This window comes from Streptomyces sp. JJ36 (assembly GCF_021696945.1).
Lineage (GTDB): Bacteria > Actinomycetota > Actinomycetes > Streptomycetales > Streptomycetaceae > Streptomyces.
Window position 1 is genome coordinate 74,155 of record NZ_JACYHE010000003.1, and the last position, 12,716, is coordinate 86,870.

8 protein-coding genes and 1 pseudogene are annotated in these 12,716 nt (G+C 72.5%); 7 read left to right on the plus strand and 2 right to left on the minus strand.

All coding sequences use genetic code 11. From position 1 onward, the window contains the following. The first annotated feature begins 21 nt into the window (after positions 1-21). Positions 22-3,006, plus strand: coding sequence for a bifunctional [glutamine synthetase] adenylyltransferase/[glutamine synthetase]-adenylyl-L-tyrosine phosphorylase (locus HOY81_RS02090; protein ID WP_237317390.1), 2,985 nt, complete (start codon positions 22-24; stop codon positions 3,004-3,006). A gap of 54 nt (positions 3,007-3,060) precedes the next feature. Here the strand turns inward: HOY81_RS02090 and HOY81_RS02095 are convergent, their stop codons facing one another. Continuing rightward, positions 3,061-3,936 (minus strand): phosphatase PAP2 family protein, encoded by an 876-nt coding sequence (locus HOY81_RS02095; RefSeq protein ID WP_237317392.1) that lies wholly within the window; start codon positions 3,934-3,936, stop codon positions 3,061-3,063. 42 nt (positions 3,937-3,978) lie between these two features. Next, complete coding sequence (locus HOY81_RS02100) at positions 3,979-5,034, minus strand: LacI family DNA-binding transcriptional regulator (protein WP_237317395.1); 1,056 nt, start codon at positions 5,032-5,034, stop codon at positions 3,979-3,981. Positions 5,035-5,232: 198 nt separating this feature from the next. On the opposite strand from HOY81_RS02100, the gene HOY81_RS02105 reads away from it, so the two are divergent. The 6 genes and pseudogenes from HOY81_RS02105 to HOY81_RS02130 form a co-directional block, all read left to right on the plus strand. Beyond that, entirely contained in the window at positions 5,233-6,504 is a 1,272-nt protein-coding gene (locus HOY81_RS02105) for an extracellular solute-binding protein (protein ID WP_237317398.1), read from the plus strand. A 15-nt stretch (positions 6,505-6,519) separates the two neighbouring features. Then, on the plus strand, positions 6,520-7,545 hold the full coding sequence (locus tag HOY81_RS02110) for a carbohydrate ABC transporter permease (protein WP_237317400.1): 1,026 nt from the start codon (positions 6,520-6,522) through the stop codon (positions 7,543-7,545). A gap of 2 nt (positions 7,546-7,547) precedes the next feature. Further along, complete coding sequence (locus HOY81_RS02115; RefSeq protein ID WP_237317541.1) at positions 7,548-8,378, plus strand: sugar ABC transporter permease; 831 nt, start codon at positions 7,548-7,550, stop codon at positions 8,376-8,378. 63 nt (positions 8,379-8,441) lie between these two features. After that, positions 8,442-10,070 (plus strand): glycoside hydrolase family 13 protein, encoded by a 1,629-nt coding sequence (locus HOY81_RS02120; protein WP_237317402.1) that lies wholly within the window; start codon positions 8,442-8,444, stop codon positions 10,068-10,070. Beyond that, positions 10,067-11,092 (plus strand): LacI family DNA-binding transcriptional regulator, encoded by a 1,026-nt coding sequence (locus HOY81_RS02125; RefSeq protein ID WP_237317404.1) that lies wholly within the window; start codon positions 10,067-10,069, stop codon positions 11,090-11,092. The genes HOY81_RS02120 and HOY81_RS02125 overlap by 4 nt, the downstream gene beginning before the upstream one ends. A gap of 259 nt (positions 11,093-11,351) precedes the next feature. Further along, a pseudogene (locus HOY81_RS02130) lies at positions 11,352-12,692 on the plus strand (alpha-amylase family protein); the annotation flags it as partial. Between the last annotated feature and the right edge of the window lie 24 nt (positions 12,693-12,716).

Below are 12,716 nucleotides of genomic sequence, written 5' to 3' on the forward strand. Positions count from 1 at the left end.
GGCGAGGAAAGGCGGAAGTCGGTGGTCACGCAGGGCGGGCGACGGGACAGCAGGTTCGGGCGGCTGGTGCGGCACGGCTTCACCGACCCCGGCTCGGCCGAGCGGCTGCTCGACGATCCCGCGCTGGCCGCCGTCCGCGACGACGCCCTGTTCCTGGACGCGCTGGGCGCCACCGCGGACCCGGACCTGGCGCTGCGCGGGCTGGTACGGCTGGTGGAGGCGCTCGGCGACGGCGCGCAGCGGCTGCTCGACACGGTGCTCACCGCGAAGCCGCTCCGCGACCGGCTGCTCGGGGTGCTCGGCGTCTCCGAGGCCCTCGGCGACCACCTGGCCCGGCACCCCGGCGACTGGGAGGCGCTGGTCACCTACGACACCGCGGACCTGCACCCCGGTCTGGACGAGTTCGCCGCCGCGCTGGAGGGCGCGGCGGACCCGGACGAGCTGCGCGTCGCCTACCGCCGCTGCCTGCTGGTGCTCGCCGCCCGCGACGTGTGCGGCACCTCCGGGCTGGCCGAGACCGCCGCCGAGCTGGCCGACCTGGCCACCGCGACCCTGCGGGCCGCGCTCGCGCTGGCCGAGCGGGAGGCGCCGCAGGACGCCGCGTCCTGCCGGCTGGCCGTGATCGGCATGGGCAAGTGCGGCGGCCGCGAGCTCAACTACGTCTCGGACGTGGACGTGATCCACGTCGCCGAGCCGGCCGGCGGCGCCGGCGAGGACCAGGCCCTGCAGGCCGCCACCCGGCTCGCCGCGCACCTGACGCGGATCTGCGCCGACACCACGGCCGAGGGCACCATCTGGCCGGTGGACGCCAACCTGCGGCCCGAGGGCCGCAACGGGCCACTGGTCCGCACCCTCGGCAGCCACCTCGCCTACTACCAGCGCTGGGCGAAGACCTGGGAGTTCCAGGCACTGCTCAAGGCCCGTCCGGTGGCGGGCGACGCCGCGCTGGGGGAGGAGTACTGTGCCGCGGTGGCCCCCCTGGTCTGGCAGGCGGCGGAGCGGGAGAACTTCGTCCCCGACGTGCAGCAGATGCGGCGCCGGGTGGTGGCCAACATCCCGGCCGCGCAGCTCGACCGGGAGCTCAAGCTGGGGCCCGGCGGTCTGCGGGACGTGGAGTTCGCCGTGCAGCTCCTGCAACTCGTGCACGGGCGCTCCGACGCCTCGGTGCGCAGTCCGACGACGCTGGACGCGCTCGCCGCCCTGGCCGCCGGCGGCTATGTGGGCCGTCAGGACGCCGCCGAGCTGGACGGCTCGTACCGCTTCCTGCGGACCCTGGAACACCGGATCCAGCTTCACCGGCTGCGCCGCACCCACCTCATGCCGGAGGACGAGACCGACCAGCGGCGGCTCGGACGGTCGCTGGGCTTCCGCGGGGAGCCGGTGACGGAGCTGCACCGGGCCTGGCGACGGCACGCCGCCTCGGTGCGCCGCCTGCACGAGAAGCTCTTCTACCGCCCCCTGCTGGACGCCGTCGCCCAGCTCGCGCCCGGCGAGGCCCGGCTCTCCGCCCGGGCGGCGGGCCAGCGGCTGGAGGCGCTCGGCTATGCCGACCCGGAGGCCGCCCTGCGCCATCTGGAGGCGCTGGCCAGCGGGGTCAGCCGGAAGGCGGCGATCCAGCGGACGCTGCTGCCGGTGCTGCTGGGTTGGTTCGCGGACTCGGCCGACCCGGACGCCGGACTGCTGGGCTTCCGGCGGGTCTCCGACGCCCTCGGGCAGACCCCCTGGTATCTGCGGCTGCTGCGGGACGAGGGCGCCGCTGCCGAGAACCTCGCCCGGGTGCTCTCCGCGGGCCGGCTGGCCCCGGACCTGCTGCTGCGGGCCCCGGAGGCGGTCGCCCTGCTCGGCTCCACGCAGGAGCTGCAGCCGCGCGGCCGGGCCGCGCTCACCCAGGAGGTGCTCGCCGCGGTCAACCGCGCGGACGGGCCGGAGCAGGCGGTGGCCGCCGCGCGGGGCGTGCGGCGCCGGGAGCTGTTCCGCACCGCAGCGGCGGACATCATCGGCGCCTACGGTACCGAGGAGGCGCCGGCCGCCGAGGACCCCGCGCCGGCGGTGGACCGGACGGGCACCGCGCTCTCCGACCTGAACGCCGCCACCCTGGCGGGCGCGCTGCGTGCCGCGGTGCGCGCGCAGTGGGGCGACGAGCTGCCCACCCGCTTCGCGGTGATCGGCATGGGCCGCTTCGGCGGCCGCGAGCTCGGGTACGGCTCGGACGCGGACGTGCTCTTCGTGCACGAGCCCCGGGAGGGGGTGGCCGAGGAGGAGGCGGCGAAGGCGGCCTTCACGGTGGCCAACGAGATGCGCCGGCTGCTCCAGCTCCCCTCCACCGACCCGCCGCTGGTCATCGACGCCGACCTGCGCCCGGAGGGCAAGTCCGGGCCGCTGGTGCGCAGCCTCCGCTCGTACGCCGCCTACTACCAGCGGTGGTCCGAGGTCTGGGAGAGCCAGGCGCTGCTCCGGGCGGAGCCGGTGGCCGGGGACGGGGAGCTGGGCCGGCGATTCACCGAGCTGATCGACCCGCTGCGCTACCCCGACCGGGGTGTCGGGGAGGACGCGGTGCGGGAGATCCGGCGGCTGAAGGCCCGGATGGAGGGTGAGCGGCTCCCCCGTGGCGCGGACGTGACCACCCACACCAAACTGGGCCGCGGTGGCCTCTCCGACGTCGAGTGGACGGTGCAGCTCCTGCAACTGCGGCACGCCTGGCAGGAGCCGGCGCTGCGGACCACCGGTACCCGGGCCGCGCTGGCCGCGGCGCGGGAGGCCGGGCTCCTGGACGCGGAGGACGCCCGCACCCTCGACGAGGCGTGGCTGCTGGCCACCCGGGTGCGGAACGCGGTGATGCTGGTGCGCGGTCGTCCCGGGGACACCTTCCCCTCCGAGCCGCGCGAGCTCGCGGCGGTGGCGCGGTACCTCGGCTACGACGGGAGCACGGGGGAGATGCTGGACGCCTACCGGCGGACCACCCGGCGGGCCCGCGCGGTGATGGAGCGGCTGTTCTACGGGGCGTGAGCCCGGCAGGCCGACGGACGGCGGGCCCGTGCGCCGGGGCCCGCCCCCGGCTGGTCAGGCCGTGGCGGGGGAGGCGGCCGCGGGGGCGGTCGCGGCCCGGCGGGGGAGGGCGTACGGCCCGCGTCCGTACCAGGCGCGGGTGAGCGCGAAGCCGAGGCCGAGGCAGAGCAGGCCGCCGACCGCGTCCAGCCAGAAGTGGTTCGCGGTGGCGACGATCACCAGCAGGGTGGCGACGGGGTAGAGCGCGCCGAGCAGCCGGGCCCAGAGGGGGGCGGCGAGCACGGCTATGGTGATGCCGCACCACACCGACCAGCCGATGTGCATGGAGGGCATCGCGGCGTACTGGTTGGACATCTCGGCGAGGTTCCCGGAGGCCATGGAGCCCCAGGTGCCGTGCACCTGCACGGTGTCGACGAACTGCTCGCCGTGCATCAGCCGCGGCGGCGCCAGCGGGTACAGGTAGTAGCCGACCAGGGCGCTGCCCGTGGTCAGGAAGATGACGGTGCGCACCGCGCCGTAGCGGCCCGGGTGCCGCCTGTAGAGCCAGACCAGCACACCTATGGTGACCACGAAGTGCAGGGTGGCGTAGTAGTAGTTCATCGAGACGATCAGCCAGGTCACGCCGTTGAGGGCGTGGTTGACCGAGTGCTCGACGGCGATGCCCAGGGCGTGCTCGGCCCGCCAGATCCAGTCGGCGTTGCGCAGCGCCTCCCGCTGCTGCTCGGGCACCGCGTTCCGGATCAGGGAGTACGTCCAGTAGCTGACCGCGATGAGGGCGATCTCGAACCAGAGGCGAGGTCTGCGCGGCGTCCGCAGCCGGGTGAGGAACGCGTCCGTCCGTCCCGCCGCCCGGCCTGCCGCGCGCGTCTCCTCATCGGGCGTGGCGGTGGCCGGTGGGCGGGCATCCTCGATCTTCGTCGGTGCCCCCATGGCCCCACAGTCTGCCAGATGTACGGGCTCCGCCGATCATCCTCAGGTCGGGTCTTCGGCGGAAACGGTCCGGTGTCCAGTGTAGGACGGTACGGAGGCTGTCGACCCGCGAACGACCAGTTCGGGGAGGAACACGAACTCTCCCGGCGGGGCGGGCGTGCCCCCGATCTCCTCCAGCAGCGCGCGCACCGCGGCCTGTCCCATGGCCTGCACCGGCTGCCGGATGGTGGTCAGCGGCGGATCGGTGAAGGCGATCAGCGGCGAGTCGTCGAAGCCGATCACCGAGAGGTCCCGGGGCACCGCCAGGCCACGCTGCCGGGCCGCCCGGATCGCCCCGAGCGCCATCATGTCGCTGGCGCACACCACCGCGGTGCAGCCGCGGTCCAGCAACGGCCCGGTGGCCGCCTGGCCGCCCTCGAGGGTGTAGAGGGAGTGCTGGACCCGCCGTCGCGCGGCGGCCTCGTCCCATCCCAGCTCGTCCCGTACGGCCCGCAGGAACCCCGCCGTCTTGCGCTGCACCGGCACGAACCGTTCCGGGCCGAGCGCCAGCCCGATCTCCCGGTGTCCCAGGGAGACCAGATGGGTGACCGCCAGCCGCATCGCGGCACGGTCGTCCGGGGAGACGAAGGCGGCGCGCACCCGGGGCGCGTACCCGTTGACGAGCACGAACGGCACGCCCTGGCCGCGCAGCCGTTCGTAGCGCCCGGTGTCCGCGGTGGTGTCGGCGTGCAGCCCGGAGACGAACACGATCCCGGAGACGCCGCGGTCCACCAGCATCTCGGTCAGCTCGTCCTCGGTGGAGCCGCCGGGGGTCTGGGTGGCCAGCACCGGTGTGTACCCCTGCCGGGTGAGCGCCTGCCCGATCACCTGTGCGAAAGCGGGGAAGATCGGGTTCTCCAGCTCCGGGGTGATCAGCCCGACGAGGCCGGCGCTGCGCTGCCGCAGCCGGACCGGCCGCTCGTAGCCCAGCACGTCGAGCGCGGCCAGGACGGACTCGCGGGTGGCCGCGGAGACGCCCGGCCTGCCGTTCAGGACGCGGCTGACCGTCGCTTCGCTGACCCCCGCCTGGGCTGCGATGTCAGCTAGCCGTGCGGTCACGGACCGGACTGTACCCGGAGCGTTCCGTACTGCACAGCGCCCCCGGCGCCCGCCTCCCCGGGGACGGCCGGGACACGACCGGATCTCGGCTTGCAGAAAATTGCCGCAAGGTCTTTCGGAAAGTTTTCAGCGCTGTTACGTTCCTCGGCAGCCGGGCGCCCCAGGGGCGTGCAGGCGTAACACCTTGGGAGGACTGACATGCGGCGTGGCATAGCGGCCACCGCGCTGACCGCGGCGCTGGCGCTTGCGGCAACGGCTTGCGGCGGTGACGACGGCGGCAACGGCAACAAGGGTGCGGACGGGGAGATCTCCGGCACCGTCACCTACTGGGACACCTCGAACGACGCGGAGAAGGGCACGTACAAGAAGATCGCGGAGGACTTCGAGAAGAAGTACCCCAAGGTCGACGTCAAGTACGTCCATGTGAACTTCGGCGACGCGAACGCGAAGTTCAAGAACGCGGCCGGCGGCAACTCCGGCGCACCCGACGTGATGCGCACCGAGGTCGCCTGGGTCGCCGACTTCGCCAATCTCGGCTACCTCGCACCGCTGGACGGCACCCCGGCGCTGGCGGACACCGGGGACTACCTGAAGGCCCCGCTCGGCAGCACCGAGTTCGAGGGCAAGACCTACGCCGTCCCGCAGGTCACGGACACCCTGGGCCTCTTCTACAACAAGGAGCTGCTGGACGAGGCCGGCGTCCCGGTCCCGGCCAGCTTCGCGGAGCTGAAGAAGAACGCGAAGAAGATCAAGGACCGGACCGGCGCGGACGCCCTCTACCTGCGCGGCGACGACCCGTACTGGTTCCTGCCGTACCTCTACGGCGAGGGCGGCGACATGGTCGACGCCGAGAACAAGAAGATCACCATCGACGACGGCCCGGGGGCCGCCGCCTTCGCCACCATGAAGGACCTGGTGGAATCCGGCGCCGCGGTGACCGACGCCAGCAACGGCCAGGAGAACGGCCTCAAGGCGTTCAAGGACGGCGACGTCGCCATGATCGTCGACGGTCCCTGGGACATCGCGGGCGCCTTGGAGGGGAAGGCGTTCGAGGACCCGGAGAACCTCGGCGTCGCCGCGGTGCCGGCCGGCGGCGAGGCGCAGGGCGCCCCGCAGGGCGGCTGGAACCTCTCCGTCTACGCCGGTTCCGGCAACCTCGACGCCGCCTACGAGTTCGCGAAGTACATGAGCTCGGCCGAGGTCCAGAAGCGGACCACCGAGGAGCTGAGCCTGCTGCCCACCCGCGCCTCCGTCTACCAGGAGGAGTCGGTGCAGAAGAACGAGATGGTGCAGTTCTTCAAGCCCGCGGTGGACAAGGCGCACCAGCGCCCGTGGATCCCGGAGGCCAACTCGCTCTTCGAGCCCATCCGGGTGCAGATGAACGAGGTGCTCTTCGGCGACACCAGCCCGGAGAAGGCCGCCGACAAGGTCGGCGAGGAGTTCGGCAAGCTGCTCGAGGACTACAAGTAAGGGCTGCCCCCACCCATGGCTGTGGAGACCGGCCGGCCGGCGACCCGCCCCGCGGACGGAGCGACACGCTCCGTCCGCGGCGGCGGGCGCCCGGCGGCGAAGAACAGCAGGACGCCGGGGCCGCTGCGCAGGGCGCTGGCCCGGCACTGGTACGCCTGGGCGATGATCGCCCCGGTGGTGATCGTCATCGGCGTCATCATCGGCTATCCGCTCGGGCGTGGCGTCTACCTCTCGCTCACCGACGCGGACGAGGCGAACGTCGAGCGGACCATCGGTGTCAACACCATCCCGGCGACCTACGAGTTCGTCGGGCTGGAGAACTACACGGAGATCCTCTCCGACGGCGTCTTCTGGGACCGGCTCGGCTGGACGGCGCTCTGGACGGTGGGCTGCGTCAGCGTCACCTTCCTGCTCGGCCTCACCCTCGCCAACCTGCTCAACCGGCAGGTGAAGGGGCGCACCTTCTACCGGATCGCGATGATCCTCCCCTGGGGCGTGCCGGCCTTCGTGTCCGTCTTCGCCTGGAAGATGCTCTTCAACGAGAAGTACGGGCTGCTCAACGAGGTGCTGAACGGCGGCGGCATCGAGGGGGTGCCCTGGCTCTCCGACCCCACCTGGGCCAAGCTCGCGGTGATCGCGGTCAACGTCTGGCTGGGCGTGCCCTTCATGATCGTCGCGATGCTGGGCGCCCTTCAGTCCATCCCCGGCGAGCTCTACGAGGCCGCCGAGATGGACGGCGCGGGACCCTGGCAGCGTTTCGTCAACATCACGCTGCCCGGCGTGCGCGCGGTGAGCACCACGGTGATCCTGCTGAGCACCATCTGGACGTTCAACATGTTCCCCGTGATCTTCCTGCTGACGCGGGGCGGTCCGGGTGACTCCACGGAGATCCTGGTGACCTACGCCTTCCGGCTCTCGTTCGTGAACAGCCCGCGGGACTTCGCCACCTCCGCCGCGTGGGGCGTGCTCATCCTGGTGCTCCTGACGCTGTTCACCCTCGTCTACCGCCGGGCGCTGAAGAAGCAGGGAGAGGTGTGGTGACGATGCGCACCCACAAGCGAAGCCCGCTCGCCTCCGCCGGGCTGCACGCCGCGCTGCTGCTGGGGACCGCCGTCGCGCTGTTCCCGCCGCTGTGGCTGCTGGTGACCTCCTTCAAGCCCAACGACCGGGCGTTCTCCACCTCCCTGGTGGAGGAGTTCACCCTGGGCAATTACGACCATGTGCTCGCCGACACCTACTTCCTCACCTGGTTCGGCAACTCGCTGCTGGTGGTGCTCGGCACCACGGTGATCGGCGTGTTCATCGCCTCCACCACGGGGTACGCCCTCAGCCGCTTCCGCTTCCCCGGCATGCGTCCGCTGCTGTGGGTGCTGCTGGTGACCCAGATGTTCCCGATGGCGGTGCTGATCGTGCCGCTCTACAACACCATGGCCAAGCTCGGCCTGCTCAACCAGCCGGTCGGGCTGATCATCACCTATCTGACCATCGCGGTGCCGTTCTGCGCCTGGATGATGAAGGGCTTCTTCGACACCGTGCCGGTCTCCATCGACGAGTCCGGGCGGGTGGACGGCCTCAGCCCGTTCGGCACCTTCTGGCGCCTCATCATGCCGCTGGCCCGGCCGGGCCTCGCGGTCACCGGCTTCTACACCTTCGTGACCGCCTGGGCCGAGGTCGCCTATGCCACCGCCTTCATGACGGGGGAGGAGAACCTGACCCTCGCCGGCGGTCTGCAGACCTTCGTCAACCGCTACGGCTCCGACTGGGGGTCCATGACCGCCGCCGCCGTCGTCATCGCGGTGCCCGCCGCGCTGGTGTTCGGCTTCGCGCAGCGCTACCTCGTCTCCGGCATGACCGCCGGCGCGGTCAAGTCCTGAGCCGGCCGTACGGACCGACGGCCCGCCTCGATGTCGCACCACTCCTTACAACCCAGGGAAGACATGACCCAGCACTCATCCGCCGCGTCCCCCCACCCTGCCGGCCGCGCCCCGGCCGGCACGCAGTGGTGGCGTGACGCCGTCATCTACCAGGTCTATCCTCGCTCCTTCGCGGACGGCAACGGTGACGGCATGGGCGACCTCGCGGGCGTGCGCGAGCGGCTGCCCTACCTCGCCGAGCTCGGCGTGGACGCCGTCTGGCTGAGCCCCTTCTACGCCTCCCCGCAGGCCGACGCCGGCTACGACGTCGCCGACTACCGCGTCATCGACCCGATGTTCGGCGACCTGGCGGACGCCGAGGCGCTGATCGCCGACGCCCACCGGCTGGACCTGCGGGTCATCGTCGACCTGGTGCCCAACCACTCCTCGGACCAGCACGAGTGGTTCCAGCGCGCCCTGCGGGAGGGCCCCGGCTCCCCGCTGCGGAACCGCTACCACTTCCGGCCCGGCAAGGGGGAGCACGGCGAGGAGCCGCCGAACGACTGGGAGTCCATCTTCGGCGGCCCCGCCTGGACCCGCACCAAGAACCCGGACGGCTCCCACGGCGAGTGGTATCTGCACCTCTTCGCCCCCGAGCAGCCCGACTTCAACTGGGACTGCCCCGCGGTGCGCGACGAGTTCCGCACCGTGCTGCGGTTCTGGCTCGACCTGGGCGTGGACGGCTTCCGGATCGACGTCGCCCACGGCATGGTCAAGGCCGAGGGGCTGCCCGACATGGGCCACGGCGAGCAGCTCAAGCTCCTCGGCAACCGTGAGCTGCCCTTCTTCGACCAGGACGGCGTGCACGAGATCTACCGTGAGTGGCGGCGGATCCTGGAGGAGTACGGCGGCGACCGCATCGGCGTCGCCGAGGCCTGGACGCCCAGCGCCGACCGGACCGCGCTCTACCTGCGCCCGGACGAGCTGCACCAGGCGTTCAACTTCCACTACCTGGGCGCGCCCTGGGAGGCCGGGGCGCTGCGGGCGGTGGTCGACGAGTCGCTGGACTCCATGCGCCCGGTCGGCGCCGCCACCACCTGGGTGCTCTCCAACCACGACGTGGTCCGGCACCGCACCCGGCTCGGCGGCGGCCTGGGCCGGGCGCGGGCGGCCACCCTGCTGATGCTGGCGCTGCCCGGCTCCGCCTACGTGTACCAGGGGGAGGAGCTGGGCCTGCCGGAGGTCACCGACCTGCCGGACGAGGTGCGCCAGGACCCCTCGTTCTTCAAGTCGGACGGGCAGGACGGGCTGCGGGACGGCTGCCGGGTGCCGCTGCCGTGGAACCGTACGGGCGACTCGTACGGCTTCGGCACCGGCGGGAGCTGGCTGCCGCAGCCCGCGGAGTGGGCGGGCCTCAGCGTCGAGGCGCAGACCGGCGACGCGGACTCCACGCTGGAGCTCTACCGCACCGCCCTGCGGCTGCGCCGCGACCACCCGGACCTGGGCGCGGGCGAGTCCGTCGAGTGGCTCCCGGCGCCCGAGGGCGTGCTGGCCTTCCGGCGCGGCGCCTTCGTGTGCACCGCCAACACCGGCACCGCGCCGGCGGAGCTGCCGCGGTCGCCCGGGCGCCCGCTGCTCAGCAGCGGCGAGCGACTCGCGGAGGGCGCCACCACGCTGCCGGGCGACACCACGGTCTGGTGGTCCGCGGCATGACGAGTGTCCCCACCGCCCGCCTGGCCGACATCGCCGTGCAGGCCGCGGTCAGCGAGGCCACGGTGAGCCGGGTGCTCAACGGCAAGGCGGGCGTCGCGGCGGGCACCCGGCAGAAGGTGCTCGCCGCGCTCGACGTGCTCGGCTACGAGCGGCCGGTCCGGCTGCGGCAGCGCAGCGCCGGGCTCGTCGGGCTGGTGATACCCGAGCTGACCAACCCGATCTTCCCCGCGTTCGCGCAGGTCATCGAGCAGGCGCTGAGCGGCTACGGGTACACCCCGGTGCTCGGTACCCAGATGCCCGGTGGCGCCACCGAGGACGAGCTGGTCGACCAGCTCGTCGAGCGGGGCGTCACCGGCATCGTCTTCCTCTCCGGGCTGCACGCCGACCTCTCCGCCGATCCCGGCCGCTATGCCCGGCTCGCCGGGCGCGGCGTACCGTTCGTGCTCATCAACGGCTACAACGAGGCGATCAGCGCCCCCTTCGTCTCCCCGGACGACCGGGCGGCCGCGCGGACCGCCGTGCGGCACCTGGCCGATCTCGGGCATCGCCGGATCGGGCTCGCCGTCGGTCCCGAGCGTTTCGTGCCCTCGCGACGGAAGGCGGAGGGCTTCCAGGCGGCCGTCGCGGCCCTGGGCGGCGCGGTGGAGGGCCTGGTGCAGCACACGCTGTTCACCGTGGAGGGCGGGCACGCCGCTGCGGGGGAGCTGCTGGACGCGGGCTGTACGGGCGTGGTCTGCGGCAGCGACCTGATGGCGCTCGGCGCCATCAGGTCCGCTCGGCAACGCGGACTGAGCGTACCCGGGCAGGTGTCCGTCGTCGGCTACGACGACTCGGAGCTGAACGCCTTCACCGACCCGCCGCTGACCACGGTGCGGCAGCCGGTGCGGGCCATGGCCAACGCGGCCGTGCACGCGCTGCTGGAGGAGCTCGGCGGCGATCCGGTGCAGCGCGCCGAGTACGTCTTCCAGCCGGAGCTGGTGGTACGGGGCTCCACCGGGCAGGCGCCCGGCGCCCTGCGCTGAACGGGTCCCGGTAACCTCCGCGCAACCTCTTCCGCAAGTTTCTGCAAGCTGTTACGTTCTCCAGCGTCCGGTCCGGCCGGCCGGGGGTTCCAGGCCAGGAACCCCACGCGCCCGGCCGGCCGGACCGGCTCGACGGCCTGACGGGCGCGGCGCGTTGCCCTGGGCGCGTATACGACCCCCGCATCCGCATCGCTTCTCCCCAGGAGGCATCGTGGCCAGAGGAAGCAGGATCCCCGGCGCGCTTGCGCTTGTCGCAGGCATGACAGCGGCATCGCTGGCCGCCCCGACCGCACCCCCCGCGCAGGCCGCGCCCCCCGGCGCCAAGGACGTCACCGCCGTCCTCTTCGAGTGGGACTTCGAGGACGTCGCACGGGAGTGCACCGACCGGCTGGGCCCGGCCGGCTACGGATTCGTCCAGGTCTCCCCGCCCCAGGAGCACATCCAGGGACCGCAGTGGTGGACCTCCTACCAGCCCGTCAGCTACAGGATCGCCGGGCGGCTCGGCGACCGCGGGCAGTTCCGGGACATGGTGAACGCCTGTCACGGCGCCGGCGTCAAGGTCGTCGTCGACGCGGTGGTCAACCACATGACCGCCGGCTCCGGCACCGGCACCGGCGGCTCGTCCTACTCCCACTACGACTACCCGGGGACCTACTCGGGCTGGGACATGGACGACTGCCGGACGGACATCAGCGACTACGGCGACCGGCACCAGGTCCAGCACTGCGAGCTGCTCGGCCTCGCCGACCTCGACACCGGCGAGAGCCACGTCCGCGACCGCATCGCGGGCTACCTCAACGACCTGCTGTCGCTGGGCGTCGACGGCTTCCGCATCGACGCCGCCAAGCACATCCCCGCCGGGGACCTCTCGGCCGTCCGCTCCCGGCTCAGCGACCCCGGGATCTACTTCAAGCAGGAGGTCATCCGCGGCGCCGGCGAGCCCGTCACCCCCGAGGAGTACACCGGGGTGGGCGACGTCCAGGAGTTCCAGTACGGCCGCGACCTCAAGCGGGTCTTCCAGAACGAGCGGCTGGCCTACCTGAGCAACTTCGGCGAGGGCTGGGGCTACCTGGACGACGCGAAGGCGGGCGTCTTCGTCGACAACCACGACACCGAGCGCAACGGCGAGACCCTCAACTACAAGAACGGCGCGGACTACACCCTGGCCAACGTCTTCATGCTGGCCTGGCCGTACGGCGCTCCCGACGTCCACTCCGGCTACGAGTGGTCGGACAAGGACGCCGGTCCGCCCAACGGCGGCCAGGTGAACGCCTGCTGGCAGGACGGGTGGAAGTGCCAGCACGCCTGGCCGGAGATCGCCTCGATGGTGGGCTTCCGCAACACCACCCGCGGTGAGCCGGTGACCGGCTGGTGGGACAACGGCAACGACCTGATCGCCTTCGGCCGCGGCAGCAAGGGCCATGTGGTGATCAACCATGAGGGCTCCTCCGTCACCCGCTCCTACGACAGCGAGCTGCCCGCCGGCACCTACTGCGACGTGCAGAGCGGCACCCCGGTGACCGTGGACGGCAACGGGTGGTTCACCGCCACCCTCGGCCCGGACACGGCGCTGGCGCTGCACACCGGTGCCCGCGACTGCTGACCCCCTCCGAACCCGGGCCGC

Coding starts and splice junctions, on each gene's coding strand:
- HOY81_RS02095 (WP_237317392.1), bottom strand. CDS start 3,936: ATGGGGGCACCGACGAAGATCGAGGATGCCCGCCCACCGGCCACCGCC.
- HOY81_RS02105 (WP_237317398.1), top strand. CDS start 5,233: ATGCGGCGTGGCATAGCGGCCACCGCGCTGACCGCGGCGCTGGCGCTT.
- HOY81_RS02110 (WP_237317400.1), top strand. CDS start 6,520: ATGGCTGTGGAGACCGGCCGGCCGGCGACCCGCCCCGCGGACGGAGCG.
- HOY81_RS02115 (WP_237317541.1), top strand. CDS start 7,548: ATGCGCACCCACAAGCGAAGCCCGCTCGCCTCCGCCGGGCTGCACGCC.
- HOY81_RS02120 (WP_237317402.1), top strand. CDS start 8,442: ATGACCCAGCACTCATCCGCCGCGTCCCCCCACCCTGCCGGCCGCGCC.
- HOY81_RS02125 (WP_237317404.1), top strand. CDS start 10,067: ATGACGAGTGTCCCCACCGCCCGCCTGGCCGACATCGCCGTGCAGGCC.